The 21,051-nt window shown below is 70.2% G+C and carries 19 protein-coding genes; 5 read left to right on the top strand and 14 right to left on the bottom strand.

The window, feature by feature from the left end:
• Positions 1–90: 90 nt before the first annotated feature.
• Together BJY22_RS21750 and BJY22_RS42530 are read left to right on the top strand one after the other, a co-directional pair.
• Complete coding sequence (locus tag BJY22_RS21750; protein WP_167209562.1) at positions 91–735, top strand: LysE family translocator; 645 nt, start codon at positions 91–93, stop codon at positions 733–735.
• A gap of 46 nt (positions 736–781) precedes the next feature.
• Positions 782–994 (top strand): DUF1918 domain-containing protein, encoded by a 213-nt coding sequence (locus BJY22_RS42530; protein WP_337758858.1) that lies wholly within the window; start codon positions 782–784, stop codon positions 992–994.
• Here BJY22_RS42530 and BJY22_RS21740 read toward each other — a convergent pair.
• The 5 genes from BJY22_RS21740 to BJY22_RS21720 all read right to left on the bottom strand — a co-directional run bounded on the left by BJY22_RS21740 (position 963) and on the right by BJY22_RS21720 (position 4,864).
• On the bottom strand, positions 963–1,757 hold the full coding sequence (locus BJY22_RS21740) for a VTC domain-containing protein (RefSeq protein WP_167209560.1): 795 nt from the start codon (positions 1,755–1,757) through the stop codon (positions 963–965). The genes BJY22_RS42530 and BJY22_RS21740 overlap by 32 nt on opposite strands.
• On the bottom strand, positions 1,754–2,353 hold the full coding sequence (locus tag BJY22_RS21735) for a DUF4956 domain-containing protein (RefSeq protein ID WP_167209558.1): 600 nt from the start codon (positions 2,351–2,353) through the stop codon (positions 1,754–1,756). Before BJY22_RS21735 ends, BJY22_RS21740 begins: the two co-directional genes overlap by 4 nt.
• Positions 2,354–2,434: 81 nt before the next feature.
• The gene (locus BJY22_RS21730) at positions 2,435–3,094 is read right to left on the bottom strand and encodes a response regulator transcription factor (RefSeq protein WP_167209556.1); all 660 of its coding nucleotides are present in this window, start codon (positions 3,092–3,094) and stop codon (positions 2,435–2,437) included.
• Complete coding sequence (locus BJY22_RS21725) at positions 3,091–4,575, bottom strand: sensor histidine kinase (RefSeq protein ID WP_238350425.1); 1,485 nt, start codon at positions 4,573–4,575, stop codon at positions 3,091–3,093. Before BJY22_RS21725 ends, BJY22_RS21730 begins: the two co-directional genes overlap by 4 nt.
• Positions 4,568–4,864 (bottom strand): hypothetical protein, encoded by a 297-nt coding sequence (locus BJY22_RS21720; RefSeq protein WP_167209554.1) that lies wholly within the window; start codon positions 4,862–4,864, stop codon positions 4,568–4,570. The genes BJY22_RS21725 and BJY22_RS21720 overlap by 8 nt, the downstream gene beginning before the upstream one ends.
• A gap of 178 nt (positions 4,865–5,042) precedes the next feature.
• Here BJY22_RS21720 and BJY22_RS21715 point away from each other — a divergent pair, with 178 nt between their 5' ends.
• Positions 5,043–8,267, top strand: coding sequence for a BTAD domain-containing putative transcriptional regulator (locus BJY22_RS21715; RefSeq protein WP_167209552.1), 3,225 nt, complete (start codon positions 5,043–5,045; stop codon positions 8,265–8,267).
• An 18-nt stretch (positions 8,268–8,285) separates the two neighbouring features.
• Here BJY22_RS21715 and BJY22_RS21710 read toward each other — a convergent pair whose 3' ends face one another.
• On the bottom strand, positions 8,286–9,680 hold the full coding sequence (locus tag BJY22_RS21710) for a ricin-type beta-trefoil lectin domain protein (RefSeq protein WP_167209550.1): 1,395 nt from the start codon (positions 9,678–9,680) through the stop codon (positions 8,286–8,288).
• Positions 9,681–9,711: 31 nt separating this feature from the next.
• Positions 9,712–10,815 (bottom strand): DNA glycosylase AlkZ-like family protein, encoded by a 1,104-nt coding sequence (locus tag BJY22_RS21705; protein ID WP_167209548.1) that lies wholly within the window; start codon positions 10,813–10,815, stop codon positions 9,712–9,714.
• Between the two features lie 92 nt (positions 10,816–10,907).
• Between BJY22_RS21705 and BJY22_RS21700 the strand changes: the two genes are divergently transcribed.
• Positions 10,908–11,768, top strand: coding sequence for a hypothetical protein (locus BJY22_RS21700; RefSeq protein WP_167209546.1), 861 nt, complete (start codon positions 10,908–10,910; stop codon positions 11,766–11,768).
• Here BJY22_RS21700 and BJY22_RS21695 read toward each other — a convergent pair whose 3' ends face one another.
• The 5 genes from BJY22_RS21695 to BJY22_RS21675 all read right to left on the bottom strand — a co-directional run bounded on the left by BJY22_RS21695 (position 11,769) and on the right by BJY22_RS21675 (position 17,408).
• Entirely contained in the window at positions 11,769–14,138 is a 2,370-nt protein-coding gene (locus BJY22_RS21695; protein ID WP_167209544.1) for a glycoside hydrolase family 65 protein, read from the bottom strand.
• On the bottom strand, positions 14,135–14,914 hold the full coding sequence (locus tag BJY22_RS21690; protein ID WP_167209542.1) for a beta-phosphoglucomutase family hydrolase: 780 nt from the start codon (positions 14,912–14,914) through the stop codon (positions 14,135–14,137). Before BJY22_RS21690 ends, BJY22_RS21695 begins: the two co-directional genes overlap by 4 nt.
• Positions 14,915–14,924: 10 nt before the next feature.
• Positions 14,925–15,890, bottom strand: coding sequence for an RNA polymerase subunit sigma-70 (locus BJY22_RS21685; protein ID WP_167209540.1), 966 nt, complete (start codon positions 15,888–15,890; stop codon positions 14,925–14,927).
• Positions 15,887–16,300, bottom strand: a complete 414-nt coding sequence (locus BJY22_RS21680; RefSeq protein WP_167209538.1) for a VOC family protein — start codon at positions 16,298–16,300, stop codon at positions 15,887–15,889. The genes BJY22_RS21685 and BJY22_RS21680 overlap by 4 nt, the downstream gene beginning before the upstream one ends.
• A 103-nt stretch (positions 16,301–16,403) precedes the next feature.
• On the bottom strand, positions 16,404–17,408 hold the full coding sequence (locus tag BJY22_RS21675) for an acetylxylan esterase (RefSeq protein ID WP_238350424.1): 1,005 nt from the start codon (positions 17,406–17,408) through the stop codon (positions 16,404–16,406).
• A gap of 84 nt (positions 17,409–17,492) precedes the next feature.
• On the opposite strand from BJY22_RS21675, the gene BJY22_RS21670 reads away from it, so the two are divergent.
• Positions 17,493–18,947 carry a sulfatase family protein gene (locus BJY22_RS21670; RefSeq protein WP_167209534.1) on the top strand — a complete coding sequence of 485 codons (1,455 nt, stop codon included), beginning with the start codon at positions 17,493–17,495 and terminating at the stop codon, positions 18,945–18,947.
• A 6-nt stretch (positions 18,948–18,953) separates the two neighbouring features.
• Here the strand turns inward: BJY22_RS21670 and BJY22_RS21665 are convergent, their stop codons facing one another.
• Positions 18,954–19,988, bottom strand: a complete 1,035-nt coding sequence (locus BJY22_RS21665) for an enolase C-terminal domain-like protein (RefSeq protein ID WP_167218494.1) — start codon at positions 19,986–19,988, stop codon at positions 18,954–18,956.
• 5 nt (positions 19,989–19,993) lie between these two features.
• On the bottom strand, positions 19,994–21,016 hold the full coding sequence (locus tag BJY22_RS21660) for a DUF4037 domain-containing protein (protein ID WP_167209532.1): 1,023 nt from the start codon (positions 21,014–21,016) through the stop codon (positions 19,994–19,996).
• Positions 21,017–21,051: the final 35 nt, after the last annotated feature.

Raw genomic sequence — 21,051 nt, 5'->3', positions numbered from 1 at the left:
GCGGGCCGACTTCACAAGGTCAAGTTGCCCCTTGTCCGCAGGCCGAAAAACCGGACGACCCGGCGGCACCGCCGGGTCAGGATGGAAGGCATGGACATGTCGGTGATGCTGGGTTTCGTCGTCGCGGTCTTCCTGGTCAGCGTCGTACCGGGACCGGACATGCTGTTCGTCGTGGCGAACGCGGCCGCGGGCGGACGCCGTACCGGAGTGGTAGCCGCGGCCGGGATGTCGACCGGGCTTGCCGTGCACAGCGTGGCGGCGGCGCTGGGCCTGGGGGCGTTGATCCAGGCCGCGCCGCAGGTGCTGAACGGAGTACGGATCGCTGGAGCGGCCTTTCTGCTCTACCTGGCGTACCTGACCTGGCGGGCGAGCGGGCAGGAGGTCACGACGACCGAGGAGACGCCGCAGCTGCCTCGCCGGACGCTACGCCGGACCTACGTGATGGCAACCCTCACCAACCTCGCGAATCCGAAGGTCATCCTGTTCTACCTGGCCTTCGTCCCACAGTTCATCACCACCGGCAGCGGCAGCTGGCCCGCGACGCTGCAATTCCTGGTGCTCGGCGCGGTGTTCATCATGGTCGGCTTCCCGGTCGACGCCGGCGCCGCGCTGCTGGCCGGTACGCTCACCGATCGCATCTTCCGCGCCGGCCGCCGCATCCGGCGCCGGCTCGAGCGGGTCACTGCGGCGATCTTCGCGGGACTCGCCGTCCGGCTTGCCGCCGACCTCCGCTGAGGGGTGGTGTCGGCGGGCTGTCGGTATCAAGCTGGGAGGTGAGGAGGTGGATGTGGTGAAAGCAGCAGCGGGCGACCAGGTCGTCGTCGAGAGCAGTCACCTGATGGCGCACCGGCGTGAGGGCCAGATCGTCGAGGTGCACGACCCGGACGGCGCACCGCCGTACCTGGTGCACTGGAACGACACCGGCGCCGAGACACTGTTCTTCCCCGGGCCGGATGCGCACATCATCCACGCCGGGGCCCAGCGAAGTCAGTGAATCTCCGCACGGTCCGGTGCCACGGGTTGGAGCGGAGACCGGGCTTCAGCAGTGCCGCGGCGACGCAGTACTTGCTCACCTGCACCGGCCTGACCTGAAGGTCGCGCAGGACGCGGTCCGCCGCCCCCGCCCGGCCGGCGGTCTTGCTCTCGACCAGCACGGTGTCCGGGAGTACGTCGACCGCGGCCGTCGCGTCGAAGAACCGGAGGCCTACGTCGCACGTCAACCGCTCGTGCGCGACCGGATCGGTCAGCGTGCTGCGCCGGTACGTCGTGGTGAGCGCCGGTCGCAACGTGTCATGGCTGTCGATGCCGTACGCGGCCAGCAGTTGCTCGGCCAGGAACGCCTGCGCGTCCCCGGTGAGCCGGGAGCGGTCCGCCACCGGGTAGGGCAGCCGTGCCTTGATCGTCTCGGACCGGTTGCCCTTGAGCTTCACCTCGAAGCTGCACTCCCCGCTGTCGAGGTACGACCGCGTCCGGACCTTGTACCGGTGCCGCCGCCGCTGCACGTGTTGCCGGTAGAGCCCGTACGACGGCGTGTCGAAGTACACCGACTCGTACCGGAACATCCGCTGCCCGTCGATCTCCAGGACGGCGAACCGGCCGCTCAGCCGGTTGACCAACTCGACGAACGCACCGATCGGCACCAGGTACTTGCGGTCCACCCGGACCTGCAGCGCGGCCTCGTTCAGGACGTCGGCGAGCGTGATCGGCGGCACCTGGGCCAGCGCCCCGATCACGGCCGCGTGCGTACGCCGGTTCACGACGCGTACCGCTCGAACCGGTGCGTGGCCTCGACCGCCGGGCGGAACTGCGGGCGGCTGCGGTAGCGCACGTCGACGACGGTGGTGTCGGTGACGAGGTCCAGATCGAGGACGACGAAGTACCGGACGTCGGCCTGCAGCAGCCGCTCCAGCGCGGGGCCGACGTCGCGGACGTCCGGGTACGCCTGGTCGAGCACGACCTTCTGGCGGTACGACCGGCGGGTGAAACGCGGGTGGTCCACGACGTACATGACGCCGACCAGCAGGAAGCACAGCGCGGGCGCGAGCCAGAACGGACCCGGGTGCAGGCCGCTGATCAGGCCCATCGCGAGCGCGACGAAGTAGTACGCGACCTCTTCCTGGGTGATCGAGTCCGACCGGAGCCGGATGATCGACAGGATGCCGAACAGGCCCAGGCCGAGCCCGATCCCGGCGCCGCTACCGGCCAGCATCGCGGTCACCGCGAGCACTCCGGTGTTCAGCGCGACGTACGCCAGCATCAGGTCGCGCCGGTGGTAGCGGCGGAAGTAGGTGCCGTAGGCAAGCAGTGCGACGGCGAGCAGGTCGGCGGGGATCGCCGAGGCCAGACCGGACATGGATTCCTCCCAGTGGCTTGATGATGCGACCACTCTTCCGTCGGCCCGTGAGACCGTTCTGAGGCGTCGATGAGAGACCTCTCACGGAAGCAGGCGGTACCCCATCCCCCGCACGGTCTGGATCCGGTCCGCGCCGAGCTTGCGCCGCAGGTAGCGGACGTAGACGTCGACCACGTTCGACCCCGGGTCGAAGTCGAATCCCCAGACCTGGGAGAGCAGCTGTTCGCGGGACAGCACCTGGTCCGGGTGCCGGCAGAACACCTCGGTGAGCAGGAACTCCCGCGCCGTGAGCTCGACGCTGCGGTCGCCGACGAACGCCCGGCGGGTCCGCAGGTCGAGGCTCAGACTGCCGACCTGCAGGATGCCGGTGTCCGGCGTACTGTCGGCGCGCAACCGCAGGCGCACCCGGGCGAGCAGCTCCTCGAAGGCGAACGGCTTGGCGATGTAGTCGTCCGCGCCGCCCTCCAGCCCCGCGACCGTGTCCCGCACGCTGTCCCGCGCGGTCAGGATCACCACCGGCATCGTCACCCGCGCCTCCCGGAGCCTGCGCAGGACGGTGAACCCGTCCAGCCTCGGCAGGCCGATGTCCAGGACCATCAGGTCGTAGTTGCCGGTGGCCCCTTCCTGGTACGCCGTCTGACCGTCGCCGACGACCGTGGTGACGAAGCCGTTGCTGCGCAGGCCGCGTTCGACGAACGACGCGATCCGGTCCTCGTCCTCGGCGATCAGAATGCGGTTCATCGGTGCGGATCCTCCACCGTCCCGCCGCCCGGGCCGGCGGCCGGGAGCGTCAGTTCGAAGCGGGCGCCCGGCCCCGGTGCGAGCCGGACGTCACCGCCGTGCGCCCGCAGGATCGAGCGGACGATCGCCAGCCCGAGCCCGGCGCCGTCGGTCCGTCGCTGGCCGCCGCCGCGGGCGAACCGGTCGAAGATCCGCTCGCGATCGTCGGGCGAGACACCCGGCCCGGAGTCGGCCACCCACAACAGGGCGCTGCCGTCGGCGTCCAGATGCGAGCCGACCTCGATGCGGTCGCCTGGCTTCGTGTGCCGGACCGCGTTGGACACCAGCTGCATCAGCGCCTGCGTGAGCCGCTGCCCGTCGGCGACGTACGTCGCGTCGGCGGTCGTGTGGACCCGCCATCTCCGGTCACCGAGCGCCCGCGCCTTCGCGACCACCTCGACGACGAGATCGGTGAAGTCGACCTCGTCCAGCTGGAGGAAGTCCGGCCGGTCGCTCTTGGCCAGCACGAGCAGGTCGTCGACCATCCGGTTCATCCGGGCCAGTTCGTCCAGGACGAGCGCCTTCGTCTCGGCTCGCTCGGCCGGGTCGTCGCCCATCAGCTCGAGGTGACCGCGGATCACGGTGATCGGGGTCCGCAGCTCGTGGCCGGCGTTGTCGACGAACTCCCGCTGTGCATCGAACGCCTCTTCCAGCCGGTCCAGCATGGTGTTGAACGTCCCGGCGAGCTGCGCGACGTCGTCGTTGCCCACGACCTCGATCCGCCGGCGCAGGTCGGTCTCGCCGATCCGCTCGGCGGTCGCGCGCAACTGGCGGATCGGGGCGAGCACCCGGCCGGTGACCAGCCAGCAGGCACCGGCGGCGAGGACCAGTGTGATCGCCGCGATGATCGCCAGCGCCCGGGCCGCGTCCATCGAGGGCCGGGCGATCACGTCGCGGAATTCCAGTACGACCAGCTGGGCCCGCACCGGCTGAGTCCCGATCCGCACGGGAAGTACGCCGTACCGGACCTTGCCCGCGGCGCTGTCGACCCAGCCGTACGACGGCTCGGTGGCGGTCGCCAGGCGCTTGACGAAGGCCGGGTCGGTGTCGAGGCGGGCCGGTGGGGTGCCCTGGCTGCGGTGGAACTCGTGACCGTCGATGATCGTGAAGAAGGCCTCGGAGTCGTCCGGCAGGTTGCTCTGCAGCCAGCGGTCGAGCAGGTCCTGCGGGCGCGTGAACGAGGCCGCGGCCGGTGACGCGGCGAACGCGCGGAACTTGTTCGCCTCGTGGGTCAGCTCGTCGTCCGCGGAAGCATCCGCGCGGGCCGACAGCACCTCCCAGGTGAGGAACACCAGCGCCGCCAGCGCGAGCGCCAGGACGCCGACCATCCACCCGATGATCCGCACCCGCGCGCTGACGACCGGCCGCCCGATTCCGCCCAGGCCCGCCCACCATGGCTGACGGGGTTGCGGCCGCTCACCATCGGCGACCCCGTCAGCCATCGTCGTCCGGGTCGTCCGTCGGGTCGTCCTCGTCGTCCTGTCCCGCCGACCGGGCCTCCCCCGGCGAGACCGGGTCGGCGCCGGGACCGGTCGTCGCCCGGGTCGGCGTCGGCGGGCCCGTCGTCGGACTGGCCGGAGGAGTGGGGGTGGGGGTGGACGTGGACGCCGGGACGACGACGGTCTCGCCCAGGTCGGGCCGCGACCGGTCGGCCAGGTATCGCGGCAGCAGGAAGCCGGTCAGCACCAGCACCCCGGCGACGACCGCGAAGATCAGGCGTGGAGATCGCATACTCACAGCCTGCGATCCCTCCCGAAGAGCCGCATGAGCCGAACATTACAGATCTCTCATCTTCGGGGCCGGGTCCCGGCGCCGCTGTCCGCAGGGACTGGCTGTCCTACGGTGTGGGCTTTCGTGAGGCCGAGCCCCCTTCATCGGGAATGATGAGGGCTCGACCGCGGGAGGGCGAGTGCGCTTCGAGGTGCTGGGGACCGTTCAGGTCGTCGTCGACGGGCGGGTCGTCGAGCCGATCTCCGCCTTCCGCCGGAGGTTGCTGGCGATCCTGTTGGTCCGGGCGAACCGGCCGGTGGCGGTCGACGTACTCGTGGACGCGCTGTGGGACGACGACGCTCCGCGGCGACCGGCGAACAGTCTCCAGGTGCACGTCCACCGCCTGCGTGGCGTGCTCGACCGCGCCGAGCGCCTCCGGGCGGTCCCCGGCGGGTACCAACTCGACGTCGCTCCGGACGAGCTGGATGCCACCGTCTTCGGCAACCTGCATTCCACCGCACGGAACGCGGCCGCCGAGGGCGACCTGGCCGCCGCGGTGGCGGGCTTCCGGAGCGCGCTCGGCCTGTGGCGCGGTTCGCCGTACGACGGGTTCGAGGACACGGCGCTGGTCGCGGCCGACGCACGACGGTTGTCCGAGGCAAGGATGATCGCGTCCGAGGAGCTGTACGACACCGAACTACGGGCCGGCCGGGCGCCGGAGATCGTCCCGGAGCTGTCCGAGCTGTCCGCCAGGTACCCGCTGCGCGAGCGGCTCGTCGGCCTGCTGATGCTCGCGCAGTACCGGTCCGGGCGGCGGTCTCGTGCCGAGCTCACGTACCGCACGACACACCAGCGGCTGCTCCGCGAGCTCCGGACGGAGCCAGGCCGGGAACTCAGGGAGCTGTACGACGCCATCCGCGCCGAAGACCCCGCGCTGGACCTGGAACCACCGCCGCGGAGCGCACCGACCCACAGCGGTGCGCCGCGGCCGGCACAGTTGCCGCCGGCGCCGGGTGGGTTCCACGGGCGCGAGACCGAACTCGGTGATCTCGCGACCCGGATGGACGGACTCGTCGTGGTCACCGGGATGGCCGGGGTGGGCAAGACCGGGTTGGCCGTCCACCACGCGCACCAGGTCGCCGACCGGTACGGCGACGGCCAGCTGTACCTCGACCTCCGCGGGCACGCGACGGGACCGGCCATCGAGCCGCGGGAGGCCCTGGGCCATCTGCTGCGTGCTCTCGGTACCGATGTGGTCCCGGATTCGCTCGCGGACGCGACGGCCGAGCTCCGGACCCGGATCGCCGGCCGGAAGATGCTGGTGCTGCTGGACAACGCCGCCACCACCGACCAGGTCCGGCCGTTGCTCCCGGCAACCTCCAGCTGCCTCACGCTGGTCACCAGCCGCAACAGTCTGTCCGGCCTGATCGCCCGCGAAGGAGCGCGGCGGATCCGTCTCGGCACGCTCGACACCGCCGACGCGGTCTCCCTGCTCGCCGAACTGCTCGACGACGGGCGGGTGGCCGCCGAGCCGGCTGCGGCCGCGGAGCTCGTCGAGGCGTGCGGCCGGTTGCCACTCGCTGTCCGGATCGCGGCCGCCCAACTGGCCGACGAGCCGCACCGCTCGCTGGGCGACTATCTCGCCGTACTGCGCGAACGTGGTCTGCCGGTCCTTGCGCTCGACGACGACGAGGAATCGGCTGTCGCGGCGGCGTTCGACCTGTCCTACCACCACCTTCCGCCCGACGTACGGCGGTTGTTCCGCCTGGCCGGTCTCGTTCCAGGGCTGGACTTCACGGCCGACGCGCTCGCCGCCCTCGGTGCGGTGCCGGTCGCGGCCGCGCGTTCCGCCGTACGGACGTTGACCAACGCGCATCTGCTCGAGGAGCACGCGGCCGGACGCTACCGCTTCCACGACCTCGTCCGGGACTTCGCGCGCCACCAGGCGGACGCCGCCGAGTCGCCGGACGACCGCGTGGCCGCGCTGGACCGGCTCTACACCTGGTACTACCTCGGCAAGGAGGAAGCAGCCGGCTTCCTCATCTCGCTGCGGCTGCAGGCGCCCTGCCCGCCGTTGCCCGAGGTGCCCCAGGTCGGCCTCGCCGACGCGACCGCGGCGGTCGCGTGGCTCAAGGCCGAGTTCCACAACATCATCGCGGCGGTGCGTGCCTGCGCCGCCGACGGTCCGGTGCACTGGTGCTGGCACCTCACCGTCGGTGTGATCGCGGACATGGATCGGCACGGGTACGCCAGCGACGTCCTGGCGGCTCTCGACCTGGTGCTGGAGGTCGCGCGGACGGCCGGCGACCCGCACGCCATCGCCCTGGTGCTGGGCGAGGTCAGCGCGCTCTGGAGCGTGAGCGGCCGCTCGATGCCCGGCGAGCTGATCGACGGGATGGTCGCGGCCGGTGAACGCGCCGGCGACCCTTCGGTGCTCGGCCACGCGCTGTACTCAGCCGGCGTCGTCCGCCTCCGCAGCAACGATCCGAAGGCCGCGGCCGAGTACCTTTCGCAGGCCCGCGACCTGCAAGAACAAGCAGGTCACACGGTCGGGCTGACGCTGACCTTCCTGCACTTGGGGAACCTCGCCCTCAGCCGCGGCGAGCTGCACGGAGGGCTGCGCGCGTACGAGCGGATGCTGGAGATCGCCGGGGACCGGACGCCGTCATTGTCTGTCGCCGGCCTGCTGAATCTGTGCCACACCAGGATCACCATCGGTCAGGTCGACGGTTTGGAGGAGCTGTTCGCCCAGGGCAGGCGGCTGGTCGAGCAACTACGCGACGAGGGGCGACGCGGTGTCCTCGAATACATCCAGGGCAGTTGGTACCGCGATTCCGGACGGGTGGACGAGGGCATCGCACTGCTCACGGCGGCGATCCGTCGCGCCGAGGAGCTCGAGCATCTCCGCATCCGCGTCCACAGCCTGAACGAGCTGGGCTTCTGCCATCTGCAACGCCGCGATGCCAAGGCGGCCCGGGATGCGTTCGAGCAGGTGCTCGCCGCGACGGATTCGGACCTGCTGCGCGAGTACCGGGCGCACGCGGTCCGCGGGCTGGCGCTGGTCGAGCTGTCCGAGTCGTCGCTCGCTCTGGCAGAGTCACGGGCCCGCGAGGCCATCGCGCTGGCGGCCGGAAGCTACCGGCTGCACGAGGGCGACGCGTACGTCGACCTCGCCCGGATCCAGCTGGCGCTCGGTCAGACCGACGCAGCGATGGAGTCCGGGCACACCGCACTCGCCATCCATCAGGAGACCAGTTCACTGCTCGGCATCGCCCGGGCGCACCGCATCCTCGGCGAGGCGAGCGCCGACACCACCCACCTCACCGAGTCCCTGCAGCGCTTCGAAACCTACGGCTCCCCCGAAGCCGCCGAGGTCCGCCAACTCCTCCACGAACTCCAGACCGACGAACGCCTCGAGGCGTAGCCGCGCTGTCCGGTACGTTCAGGAGCGCAGCCACCGTTGGTCGGCGGAGCCGTTGCAGGCGGCAACGACGACGGCTGCGCCGTTGCCCGTTCCGGTCGCGGTCAGGCAGCCGGCGGACGAGGTCACGGTTTGGTCGGGATTGAGCTGCCACACCTGGTCGGCGGCGCCGGTGCAGGTCTCGATGGTGACGGCCGACGTACCGGCGGTCATGCACTTGTCGCCGTAGACCGTGAGTTCGTTCTGGGACGTCAGGTTCCACGACTGGTTGCCGCCGTTGTTGCAGTCCCACAGGTCGAGCGCCGTACCAGGGCTGGTCGAGAAGCCCGGTACGTCGACGCAGCGGTTGCTGGCCACGCCACGCAGCGGCTCGCCCGGCGGTGCGGGCGGCTCGCTGTTCGTCGGCTCCTCCTTGAGCAGACCCCAGCCCCACCAGAGCTGATCGCGCCCGCTGATGCTGTTGACCTCGAGGTCGGCCGGCGCGACCTGCGTGGTCATCGAGTACGAGTCACCGGTGCGCAGGCCGGGCCAGTAGACGACACCCATCTGCTGCTCGCGGGCGACCTGCGTGAGCGCACCGAGGTACGCCGTGTAGACGTTGCCCTCGTGGTTGCCGTAGTTCAGGCCGATCGTCATCGGTGAACCGGCCTCGTCGATGATCGTCCGCCAGCCGTACGTACCGATCCGCGGCCGCAGGTTCGCCAGCCAGGCGGACTCGGTCTCGTCGGAGGCCCAGAAGCCGTAGAAGTGCAGTGACAGCAAGGTGCCCTGCAGTTCGAGCGCCGCGCCGACCCCGGTGACGTTGTCGTTGTAGCCGGTCCCGGAGATCACGATCCGCCCGCGCGGTACGTCGCTGTGCCTGGCGATCCACGCCGACGTGAGCGAGACCCACTCGGCCAGCGTGTACCCGAACGGCTCGTTCATCGGCTCGAAGTACACACGCGCGTTCTTCCCGTAGGCCTTCACGACGGTGTCCCACATCGCCGCGTACGCGGCCGGATCGTCGACCCGGCCGTCCTTGGCGTTGTCGGCCTCCCAGTAGCTGAGGATCACCTTGAAGCCGCCGTCCACCGCGGCGTCGATCGCGCCACGGTACGAGCGCCACCAGTCGGTCCCGACGCTCGACGGGTTGATCGGCAGCCGGACCGTGTTCGCCTTCAGTTCCTTGCGGAACTCGCCCACGATCCCGGTCGCCTTGCGGTACGTCGTCCGGTAGTCGTCCGCCGTACTCAGCCCGGACGGCACCACCTCGTCGTCGGCGTAGTTGTCCCGTGGATCGGCCCAGTTGACCCCACGGAAGTCGCTCGTCCGCGGCTGGGCCGCCGCGGCAGGCACGGTCAGCGCGGCACTCAGCGATGCACAGAGCGCGAGGAGGGACAGCAGGATGGCGGCGAGACTGCGCAGGGTTGCTCTCACCCCTGGATGTTTACGTGAACAGAACCGTTGGTCAAGGGCTCGTCACAAGTTCCAGCCGAAGCCAGCGGGCCAGGTCGCGGATCTCGCGGTGGACGGCGGCGGTCAGCGTCTTCGAGAACGGCTCGTCCTCGTGCAGTGCGTCGACGCGGAGAATCCCGGCTTTGCGGTCAGCCATCGCGTCGAGCTTTCCGACCAGGCGGTCGTTGTGCAGGATCGGCAGCGCGAAGTATCCCCAGCGGCGCTTGGTGACCGGCTTGTACATCTCCAGCTGGTAGTCGAACTCGAAGATCTCGGTCAGCCGCTTCCGGTCGTACACCAGCCGATCGAGCGGCGAGATGATCGCCGTCCGTCCGGTGAACGGCTGCCCGAGCAGCTCCGGATCGACGCGCCACTCGCCGCGGACGCCCTCCACCAGGGCCCGCTCCCCCGCCGCGCCCGCGTCGAGCGGCTCGCCCGGACAGGCCGGCCCCTTCGCCCGCAGGATGCCCATCGACCGCAGCCGCTGCTCGTCCCGGATCCGCAGCGCGTCCGCGAGCGGCACGACCGGGTCGTCCGGATACACGCGCGAGGCCAGGTCGAAGAGCCGGTCCCGGCCCTCGCGTCCGGCGATCGCGACCTCCCCGCGCTGCACCATGAACTCGAGCATCTGCGACACGTTCCGGTTGTTGGTCCACCCACTCGACTTCCACGGCCGCACACAGGTGTCGGGCAGCTCCCGCATCACCAGCGGGCCGTCCTGACGCAGCCGCTCGAGGATGTCCTCGCGGCACCCCTCGTTCGCCCGCACCCAGTCGCGCCGGTACTCCTGCCAGTCGAGCAACTCCCCGTCGCCCGGCCACGCCGCCATCTCGGCCCGGAACAGCGCGATCGTCTCCGGCGACCGGAGGAACCCGCGCAGGTCGAACAGCTGCTGCGATGCCAGCGCGTCCGCCAGTTCGGACGGGTCGTACGACGACCCGAGCCTGCTCCACATCACCAGGTCCGCGTTCGGCGCGACGTACGCCGTCTGGTCGAGCTGCAGCACGTTGAGCCCGCGGACGACGTCGTACAGATCCGCCGGTCGCTCGCTCGTGAGCAGCTGGGCCCGCACTGCCAGCCGGCGGGCGTCTCGCTTCGACAGGTGATGAACGGTCACGACATGAGGTTAAGTCGGGGCACGGACAGTATGGTGGAAGCAAGGTAAGCCGAGCGGGTGGGGACCTGAGGCTCGGGATTCAGGGGGTTGTCGTGGCGGTGCGTAATCGGGCGCTCATGCCCTGTGCGGTATTGCTGGTGTTGTCGGGCCTGCTGGGCGCCGCCGGCTGTACGGTCGCCGAGGGTTCGGGTCAGGGCGTTCCGGCCCGGACGCCCTCGATCGTCGTACCGCGAACGCAGCCGGCGCTCAGACCGGCGGTCGACTGCGCCAAGTCGACCGAGCAGCTCGCGGCGGAGTCCGAGACCGACGGCGTCCAGCTGACCCTCAGCACGGACCCGAGCCGTACGTCGCTGCTGCTGAAGAACACGGGCAGCCTGACGGTCGTCGTCATTCCCGACGCCGCCTTCACGACCCGCCTCGCCTCAGCGCCGCACGCGAACCCGAAGGACGCGGCGTCGCGAGCCGCGCTGACCGCGGTCAACAACAGCGGCGGCGTCGCCGCGGTGCCCGGGATCCCGCCGTACGTACCGAAGAGCCAGATCGTCACGCTGCCGCCGCAATGGGCGGTCTGCGCGCTCACCGACGACGCGAAGGAGACGGCGAGCGTCCGCTACGTCCAGGACCGGGCGTCGAGCGCGCAGTACTTCGTCACCAAAGGTCTTGCCGACCAGCTGCTGCTGAAGACCGGCTCCGACCGCAGCCGCCCGACCCTGATCCGTTGCGCGCGCGGCACCCTGCGCGCGCTCAAGGCCTACCCGAACCTCCCGGACATCGAGTTGTACGTCGCGGTTCTCGGCGGCCCCCGCTACGCCTGCCGCGCGAGCTACCAGGCGCTGCTGGGCGGCGACGCCCGAGCCACCGGTCAACTCGGCGCGGCCGTCATCAACCGCCTGGGCAGCGTCCCACGTCTGCTGCCCAACAGCCGCCTCCTCACCACCGCGGCCGGGCCCTGATCATCTGCCTTCGTTGATCGCCATCGCCGGGAGGGGTTCGCGCCCCGGCGGCTGTGGTGGCCGGGGCAGCAGCGGCCGGCGCTTCTCCAAGGTCCGGATCGCGGGCTGCTTCGCGGTGACGGTGATCTCCTCGCCGGCATGCCGCAACGTCATCGAGGCGTCCGGCCCGTCGTGCACGGTGTACTTCACCGACACCGGGTCGATCTCCACCTTCAACCGGACGCCACGCCAGCGGACCGTGAAGCTCAGCCCGGCCAGTCCGATCGGCAACGCCGGATCGAAGTTCAGCATGTCGCCCTGGTCCCGCAATCCGCCGAAGCCCGCGACCAGCGCACTCCAGGCGCCACCGAGCGACGCCATGTGCAGACCGTCGCCGGTGTTGCGGTGCAGGTTGCGCATGTCGATCAGCGCGGCCTCGTAGGCGTAGTCGTACGCGAGATCCAGATGACCGACCTCGGCCGCCATCACAGCCTGCACGCACGCCGACAACGACGAGTCCCGCACCGTGAGCCGCTCGTAGTAGTCGAAGTTCCGCGCCTTCTCCTCGGGCGTGAACGCGTCACCGCACCAGTACGTCGCCAGCATCAGGTCGGCCTGCTTCACGACCTGCGTGCGATACAGCTGGAAGTACGGCGCGTGCAGCAGGAGCGGGTACTTGTCCTTGTACGCATCGAAGTCCCACACGGCGTACCCGGTGAACCCTTCGGACTGCGGGTGGACGCCGAGCGCCTCGTCGTACGGCACGTAGACAGCGGCGGCGGCGTCCCGCCAAATGGCCTCCTCCTCGCTGTCGACGCCGAGCTCCCGCGCCCGCGCCGGCAGCTTCGCCGCGATCGTGGCCGCGGCCCGCAGGTTGCGCGCCGCCATCAGGTTCGTGAAAACGTTGTCGTCGGCAACGGCGCTGTACTCGTCCGGGCCGGTGACGCCGGGCAGGTGCCAGCGGCCGTCGCGGTCGTGGTGGCCGATCGACATCCACAACCGGGCCGTCTCGACCAGGAGCTCCAGCCCGACCTCCTCGAGGAAGGCGCTGTCGCCGGTGGCGCGGTAGTACCGCATCACCGCTTCGGCGATGTCGGCGTTGATGTGGAAGGCCGCCGTACCCGCGGGCCAGTAACCGGAGCACTCCTGACCGCGGATCGTCCGCCACGGGAACGCCGCGCCGCGGAAGCCGAGCTCCTCGGCCCGCTGCTTCGCCAGCTCCAGCGTCGAATGCCGCCAGCGCAGTGCGTCGGCGGCGGCGTCCGGCATCGTGTAGGTCAGCACCGGGAGGACGAATCCCTCGGTGTCCCAGAACGTGTGCCCGTCGTACCCGGCACCGGTCAGCCCCTTGGACGGGATCGCGCGCCGCTCGGCGCGCGCACCGGCCTGCAGTACGTGGAACAGTGCGAACCGGACCGCCTGCTGCAGCTCGGGATGACCCTGCACCTCGACGTCGGCGCCGTCCCAGAAGTCGTCCAGGAACTCGACCTGCTGCCTGGTCAGACCGTCCCAGCCGGAGAAGCGCGCACTGGCCAGCGCGGCCGCGACCTGGTCCCGGATCGCGGTCTCCGACCGCAGGCTGGACCACCCGTACGCCAGGTACTTCACCACGCGCAGGCTCTCGCCCGGCTGCAGCTGGCAGATCACCGTGGTCCGCGCCCAGTCCTCACGGACGTCCTGGTCCATCGCGTACCGGACCGAGGTGTCCACCTCGTGCGACATCGCGGCGGCCATCAACTGCTGGCTGCGGGTCGTCCGGTGGATCAGGACGGTCCCGTGCTCGCCGCCGTCATGGCTGACCGGCTTCAACGGGTTGTCCAGTACGGCGGCCACGCGCGGATCGTCCGACAGTTTGGGCTGTGTCTCGTTCGCGACCAGTTCGGACTGGATCACGAACCGGGCGGGCTGATCGACCGGCTCCACGACGTACTCGATCGCGGCGATGGCGCGCTGGGTCAGCGACACCATCCGGCGGCTGCGGACCCTGATCCGTTTGCCGCCCGGTGAGGTCCAGTCGACGTCGCGCTCGAGGATGCCGGTACGGAAGTCCAGCGACCGCTCGTGCTTGCTCAGGTAGCCGTAGCGGATGTCGAACGGCGAGTCGTCGACGAGCAGCCGGATCAGCTTGCCGTTGGTGACGTCGACCAGCGTCTGCCCGGACTCCGGGTAGCCGAAGCCGGCCTCGGCGTACGGGAGCGGGCGCTGCTCGTAGAACGAGTTCAGGTACGTGCCGGGGATCGCGTACGGCTCGCCCTCGTCGAGGTTGCCGCGCAGGCCGATGTGCCCGTTCGAGAGCGCGAAGAGCGACTCCGACTGGGCCAGTTTGTCCAGCGCGAGCCGCGTCTCGCGCAGCCGCCACGGCTCGATCGGATGATGGCCTCGATCGATCATTCGCCCTCCAGATCACCCGGCAGTTCGGCCGGTACGCCGGACCCCAGCAGCTCCGCCAGGTCCCGGACCACCACGTCGGCGCCGTGCGCCTTCAGCCCGGCGGCCTGACCGACGCGGTCTACTCCGATCACATGCCCGAAGTGGCCCGAACGGCCGGCGGACACGCCGGCGAGCGCGTCTTCGAACACGGCCGCCGCGGACGGGGCGACCCCGAACCGCTCGGCCGCGGCCAGGAACGTGTCCGGCGCCGGCTTGCCCCGCAAGCCCTCGGTGCGGATCGTCACGCCGTCAACGATCTCCTCGACGTACTTCGCGAGTCCGGTGACGTCGAGTACCTCGCGGGTGTTCGCACTCGACGACACCACCGCCCGGCGGAGCCCGGCCTGCTCGGCGGCCCGGAGGTACCGCCGGGAGCCCTCGAAGACGTGCACACCCTCGGTCCGGATCCGCCGTTGAACGGCCTCGTTCTTCCGGTTGCCGAGGCCGTTCACGGTCATCGCCGCCGGCGGGTCCTCCGCGGTGCCCTCGGGCAGCGTGATGCCGCGCGCGGTCAGGAAGTCGCGGACCCCGCTGGCCCGCGGCTTGCCGTCGACGTAGGCGTCGTACTCCGCCCGCGCGTCGAACGGCCGGAACGGTATCCCGTGCCGCGCCGAGTACTCGCGGAGGAACTCGTCGAACATCTCCTTCCACGCGGCGGCATGGACGGCAGCAGTGTCGGTGAGCACGCCATCCAGGTCGAACAAGCAGGCCTGGATCCCCGTGGGTAGTCCGAGCATGTGTTCCACATTAGGGGGTCAACCGGTCCGCGAGGCCGAAGGCCGGGAAACGGGAGTACCCGAAGGTCATGATCTCGGTGATCCTCCCGTCGCTGATCCGCAGTACGTCGAGCTTGAACGCCCGCCACACGGTGTCCCCCGGCCGCAGCAGATAAGACGCTGCCGCGGGCAACCGGTTCGCGGACGTCGGGACCAGCCGCCACTCGCCGTCCCGGTCCGGCCCGAAGGCTCGCTCCAGCAGCGGCAGGCACGCGGTCAGCCCGGCGAACGACATCCGGTCCGGCGGCATCGAGACCCGCAGGTCCTCGGCCGCGATCGCGACCGCCGCCGCGACGTCACACCGCTGATGTGCGTCGATGAAGCGGTCCAGCACGTCCCGCTCCTCGGCAGTCGGCCGCGGCGCGCTCCAGTCGGCACGCCGGGCCGGCAGCCGCTGCTGCATCGTTGCCCGGGCGCGCTGCAGCGCGCTGTTCGCCGCGGCCACGCTGGTCTCCAGCAGGCCGGCCGTCTCCGCGGCGGACCAGCCGAGGACGTCGCGGGCGATCAGGGCGGCTCGCTGACGAGCGGGCAACGCCTGCAGCGCGATCAGGAAGGCCAGTTCGATCGTCTCCCGATCCACCGCGACCGCGTCGGGCTGGTCGGTCGGCGGAGCGACCTCGTCGAGCAGCCGGTCCGGGTACGGCTGCAACCACATGAGGTCGTTCGGTGCCGTCGTACGCCGGGATTGCCGCCTGGTCAGGTCCAGGCAGACGTTGGTCGCGATCCGGTAGAGCCAGGCGCGGAAGTACGTTCGACCGTCGTACTGGTCCAGGCTGCGCCACGCCCGGAGCAGTGTCTCCTGGACAGCGTCCTCCGCGTCGTCGAACGACGCCAGCATGCGGTAGCAGTGCACGTGGAGCTCCCGGCGGTACTGTCCGGCGAGGTCGGCGAACGCGGACTCGTCACCCGCGAACGCCAACTCCTCCAGCGTGCTCATGTGGCCTTCCCCACCTCCTGGACCGTCCAGCCGTTGCCGTCCGGGTCCTCGAAGGAGAGGAAGGTCGCGTAGTCACCCCGGTTCGGGGCGAGACCGGCCTGCTTTCCGTCGGCGGTGAAGTGGAACGGCTCGCTGACCTCCACACCACGCTCGACCAGCCGGGCGTGCGCCGCCTCGATGTCGTTCACCACCAGGTGCGTGCCCTGGTAGGCGCCCGGCGTCGCTGTCGTCAGCCCGGTCCCGATCGTGATCGAGCACGCCGACCCGGGCGGGGTCAGTTGCACCACCCGGAACGAGTCGCCCGCCCGGTGGTCGACGTCCTCGGCGAAGCCGAGCTGCTCGGTGTAGAACTTCTTGGCCCGGTCCACGTCCGACACCGGCACGATCACGAGTTCGAGTTTCCAGTCCATTGCGGCCTCCCGCGGTCACGGTCGGTCCAGTCTGACCGACATCGATGACCGTGTAACGACAGCGGGACCGGAAACTCATCGGGCGCCCGATGACAGACAGGGCCTACTTCTCGGTGGCTCCGAAAATCCCCGCGAACCAGTCGAGCTGCGCGAGCTGCTGGTACGTCTGGCCGCCCTCGTGGTTGTTGTAGTGGTAGACCTCGATGTCCTTCTGCTCGCTCCCGGTCGCGCCGTAGTGGTTGAACGCGGCGAACACCGTCGACGGCGGGCAGGTGGCGTCCATCAGCGCGACCGAGAACAGCGCCGGCGCCGTGGCCAGCCGGCCGAGGTTCACGCCGTCGAAGTAGCTGAGCGTGGTGAGCGCCGCGTCGACGTCGTGCCGGAAGCCCTTCAGGTACCGCGTGATCTCGCCGTACGGGTCCTTGTCGGTGATCTGCAGCGCCCGCTGGAAGTGGCACAGGAACGGTACGTCGGGAGCGCAGCCGAGCAGCTCGATCCCGGCGATCGGCGCGAGGCCGGCCGCGGCGATCGAGATGCCGCCGCCCTGGCTGCCGCCGGTGACGATCAGCTTGTCCGGGTCCACCAGCGGCGACGTCCGCGCGGCGTCGAGCGCCCGCACCGCGTCGATGAACACGCGGCGGTAGTAATACGTCTCCGGGTCGGTGATGCCCAGGGTCATGAAGCCGGGCGTGTGGTTCAGACCGGCGTACGGCGTGTCGTCCGGCGTGGCGTCCGGGCCGCCCGCGCTGTAGCCCTGCCCGCGGGTGTCCATCACGAAGTGCGCGTAGCCGGCCTGCGCCCACAGCGTGGTCGCGTGCGGGAAGCCGCGGCCGCCGGAGTACCCGTGGTACTGCACGACGGTCGGCAGCGGGCCGGTGGCACCGGCCGGGACGTGCAGCCAGCCCTTCACGGGCGAGCCGCCGAACCCGGCGTACGTGACGTCGTAGGTGTCGATCACCGCGAGCTTGTTGTCGATCGGGGTGAACGAGGCAGACAGGTCGTCGGCGCGCGCCTTCTCGATCGAGCGGCGCCAGAAGTCGACGAGGTCGGCGGGCGCGGCCACGTCGGGCCGGTACTCGCGGAGCTTGTCGAGGGAAAGGTCGAACATGGCCATGAGCGACAAACCTACGCCAACCGAGGGGCTTGGGTAAGCGATGTCCAAAACCGGTCGCGGCTGATTTAGGGTGAGACGATGCCCACTCCGAACATCGTCTTCGTGATGTCCGACGACCATGCCGCCCACGCGATCTCGGCGTACGGGAGCAAGGTCAACCGCACGCCGCAGCTGGACCGTCTGGCGCAGGACGGGGTCCGGATGGACGCGACGTACTGCACGAACTCGATCTGCTCGCCGTCGCGGGCGTCGATCCTGACCGGCACGTACAGCCACGTGAACGGGGTCGCGTCGATCTTCAGCCAGATCGACTACCGCGTGCCGACGATCGCGGAGGTGCTGAAGGACGCCGGGTACCAGACCGCGCTGTTCGGCAAGTGGCACCTGGGCGAGCGGCCGGAGTCCGCGCCGCGGCACTTCGACGACTGGCGGGTGTTCCCCGGCCAGGGCGAGTACGTCGACCCGCTGATGATCGGCCCGGACGGCGCCGAGACCGTACCCGGGTACGCGACCGACATCGTGACGGATCAGAGCATCGACTGGATCCGGCAGCGGGACCCGGAGCGGCCGTTCCTGCTGCTGGTGCATCACAAGGCCCCGCACCGCCCGTGGGTGCCGGACGAGAAGCACAAGCACCTCTACCCGGTCGGTTCGATCCCGGAGCCGAGCACGCTGTTCGACGACCACAGCTCGCGCAGCCAGGCGGTCCGCGGCGTTCGCATGTCCGTCGCGGAGGACCTGGGCGCGGAGGAGCTGGGCGAGGAGCTACCGGCGGAGCTGAGCGGCCCGGAGAACCGCGAGGCGCGGATGCGCTGGAAGTACCAGCGGTACCTCCGGGACTACCTGCAGTGCGTCCAGTCGATCGACGACAACGTCGGGCGGCTGCTCGACGTTCTGGACGCCGAAGGCCTGTCCGAGAACACCGTCGTGGTGTACACGTCCGACCAGGGCTTCTTCCTCGGCGACCACGGCTGGTTCGACAAGCGGCTGATGTTCGACGAGTCGCTGCAGATGCCGATGATGATCCGCTGGCCGGGCGTGATCGAGCCCGGCAGCACCTGCGACGCGATGGTCACCAACGTCGACTTCGCCGCCACGTTCCTCGACATGGCGGGTCTGGACGCGGCCGCCGTTCTCCCCACGTCGCAGGGCCGGAGCTTCCTGCCGCTGCTGCGCGGTGAGCAGGTGGCGGACTGGCCCGAGGCGATCTACTACCGCTACTGGGAACACGACGATCCCAACCACCACGCCCCGGCGCACTACGGCATCCGCACGCGAGACCACAAGCTCATCCACTACTACGGCGCCGGCCTCGGCGTTCCCGGCTCATCGGACCGCCTGTTCGCCGCCGAGTGGGAGCTGTACGACCTCGGTAAGGATCCCGAAGAACTCGTCAACGTCGCCGACGACCCGGCGTACGCCGGCATCCGCGCCACGCTGACCGATCAACTCGCGGAGCTTCAGCGGCACTACGCCGACACGCCGTACACCGGCCCGGACACACCTCACCCGGCCTGGGCCCCGCCGGCCTGACAGGACCTACGGCAGATTGAGGCCGAAGCCTGGCTGCTCCGGGAGGACGACGTAGCCGTCCTCGAGGGTGTAGCTGCCGGGTCCGGGGACGCCTTCGATGATGGGGACGTTGCCGAGGCCGGCGGCCAGGTGGGCGGCGTACAGGGTCTTGATGGGCAGGCCCCAGGCGTGCGGTGAGGCCTCGGCCTTCAAGTGCGGCATCGTGCGCCGCCAGCCGGTGAGGCCGTGGCTGATGACGTCCATCAGGGCGACGTCGACGAGGCCCTCGCCCGCCAGCTGCAGGACGTGGTCGACGTTCGGGTCGTACTCGCCGTCGGCGACCTTCGGGCGGGTCGGCAGCTCCCGCAGGCGGTCATGCAGGGCCTGCAGGTCGGGACGGCGTTCGGCGAACGGCTCCTCGATCCAGTAGAGGTCGCAGTCCGCGACGCCGTCGAGGTACTCGAAGAGGCCGTTCACGGTGAAGCCGTCGTTGCCGTCGACAAGGATTCCGGCGTCCGGGTACAGCTCGCGCGCGAGCCGGGTGACCTCGATGTCGCGCTGCAGGCCGGCGCGCGGATCCATCCACCGGTGCCCGCGGCCGATCTTCAGCTTGAAGTCGCGGAACCCGAACGCGTGGTCCTGCACCAGGTTCGTCCGGATCGCCTCCATCCCGCCGTCGAGGTCGTCGAAGTAGATGCCGCCGCTGTAACACCGCACCCGCGGCGACCCGGCGCCGCCGAGCATCGCGTACACCGGAACGTCGAGGATCCGCGCCGCCAGATCGTGCAGCGGGAAGTCGAGGAACTCCGCCGCCGGGTCGATCACACCCCGCTCCGGATCGATCAGCTCCGCCAGCGACCGTCCGACGAGCGGTCCGGGATCCCCGTCGTACAACGGCAGTCCCCAGCCGATCGCGCCGCGGTCGGTCTCCACGACGTACGCCGTGACGACGCCACCGCTGCCGTGACTGCCGAGGAACGAGTTCTTGCCGATGGTCCGCAGGTACTCGAACCCGACCTTTGCGGTCGTGACCGAGCTGATCACGTGCCTGGACAGAGTCATTGGGGTCACTGGTAAACCTCCACGAGCCGGCGGTAGGTGGGCACCTGGCTGAGCACGTCGGTGCTGTCGACGAACTGGTCGATCGCACCGATCAGACCGTAGCTCTTCAGCTGCGGATCGGTGACGGCGTCCAGACAGGCATCGGTGAACCGACCGGCGCCCAGGATCAGCGCCGGGCGATCGAAGAACGGGCGCGGCGCCGGGTCGAGCTCGGCGGTGATCCCGAGCGCGTTGTGCCGACGGGCGACCAGCTCGTACGCCGTGACCAGCGCCCGCTCCCGGTCCGCGAAGTTGCCCGCGGCAACCGCATCGGCGAGCGCCTGGTCCAGCCCGTCCGGATGCCCCAGCCGGGCGAACGCAGTACCCAGCCATTTCGTGTACGGCGCGTAGGTCCGCGACTGCAGCAGCGCCAGCCGCATCACGTCCCGCACCAGTCGCGCGGTGACGACCCGCGAGCCGAGCTCGTCGCCGACCTCGTGCGTGCGCTGCACGAACGGCTCCTCCTGCGCGATCCGCGACCACTGGCAGGCGAGCATCCAGCGCCAGAGCTCGTCCGGATACCAGGACAGGGCGTCACGCACCGGGGCGAGTCGGCCGTCGTCGGCGTACACACGTCCTCGCACCACGCCGAGGATCTGCTGCTGCGGTGTCACCAGCCAGTCGGTCTGGCTGATGCCCTGCGACGCGTCGAACCCCAGGTGATCGCGCAACCAGTCGCCGAGCGTCGCGACCGTGATGTGATGTCCCGGCTCGTGGGTGTCCCAGCCGAACCGGACAGGCACGCCCTGGTAGTCGTGCGGCAGTGCGTCCTCCACCCGTTGACGGACCGGCTCCACCTGCCCCTCGTCGACCAGGAGGACCAGTCGCGGCCCCCACCCGTGGTCCATCGACCGGGCGGTGTCGTACCCGAGGACGTCCGAGCCCCAGCCCAGCAGGCCTGCCGCGTGGGCGGTCCCTTCGAGCTGCGGCGCGATTACGTCGGCGTAGAACCCGGCCGTCAGGTCTTGGGCGTGGACGAAATCCGGCATGGGCAGCATCCTTTCATCCATCCCACTACAGTGAC

Origin of the sequence: Kribbella shirazensis (assembly GCF_011761605.1) — a bacterium.
Classification (GTDB): domain Bacteria; phylum Actinomycetota; class Actinomycetes; order Propionibacteriales; family Kribbellaceae; genus Kribbella; species Kribbella shirazensis.
This window is presented reverse-complemented; position numbering and strand designations above follow the sequence as displayed.

Excerpts from the sequence above, each read along its gene's own strand:
- BJY22_RS21750 (WP_167209562.1), top strand. The coding sequence starts at position 91 with ATGGACATGTCGGTGATGCTGGGTTTCGTCGTCGCGGTCTTCCTGGTC.
- BJY22_RS21735 (WP_167209558.1), bottom strand. The coding sequence starts at position 2,353 with ATGTCCGGTCTGGCCTCGGCGATCCCCGCCGACCTGCTCGCCGTCGCA.
- BJY22_RS21730 (WP_167209556.1), bottom strand. The coding sequence starts at position 3,094 with ATGAACCGCATTCTGATCGCCGAGGACGAGGACCGGATCGCGTCGTTC.
- BJY22_RS21725 (WP_238350425.1), bottom strand. The coding sequence starts at position 4,575 with ATGGCTGACGGGGTCGCCGATGGTGAGCGGCCGCAACCCCGTCAGCCA.
- BJY22_RS21720 (WP_167209554.1), bottom strand. The coding sequence starts at position 4,864 with ATGCGATCTCCACGCCTGATCTTCGCGGTCGTCGCCGGGGTGCTGGTG.
- BJY22_RS21695 (WP_167209544.1), bottom strand. The coding sequence starts at position 14,138 with ATGATCGATCGAGGCCATCATCCGATCGAGCCGTGGCGGCTGCGCGAG.
- BJY22_RS21690 (WP_167209542.1), bottom strand. The coding sequence starts at position 14,914 with ATGCTCGGACTACCCACGGGGATCCAGGCCTGCTTGTTCGACCTGGAT.
- BJY22_RS21685 (WP_167209540.1), bottom strand. The coding sequence starts at position 15,890 with ATGAGCACGCTGGAGGAGTTGGCGTTCGCGGGTGACGAGTCCGCGTTC.
- BJY22_RS21680 (WP_167209538.1), bottom strand. The coding sequence starts at position 16,300 with ATGGACTGGAAACTCGAACTCGTGATCGTGCCGGTGTCGGACGTGGAC.
- BJY22_RS21675 (WP_238350424.1), bottom strand. The coding sequence starts at position 17,408 with ATGTTCGACCTTTCCCTCGACAAGCTCCGCGAGTACCGGCCCGACGTG.
- BJY22_RS21670 (WP_167209534.1), top strand. The coding sequence starts at position 17,493 with ATGCCCACTCCGAACATCGTCTTCGTGATGTCCGACGACCATGCCGCC.
- BJY22_RS21665 (WP_167218494.1), bottom strand. The coding sequence starts at position 19,988 with ATGACTCTGTCCAGGCACGTGATCAGCTCGGTCACGACCGCAAAGGTC.
- BJY22_RS21660 (WP_167209532.1), bottom strand. The coding sequence starts at position 21,016 with ATGCCGGATTTCGTCCACGCCCAAGACCTGACGGCCGGGTTCTACGCC.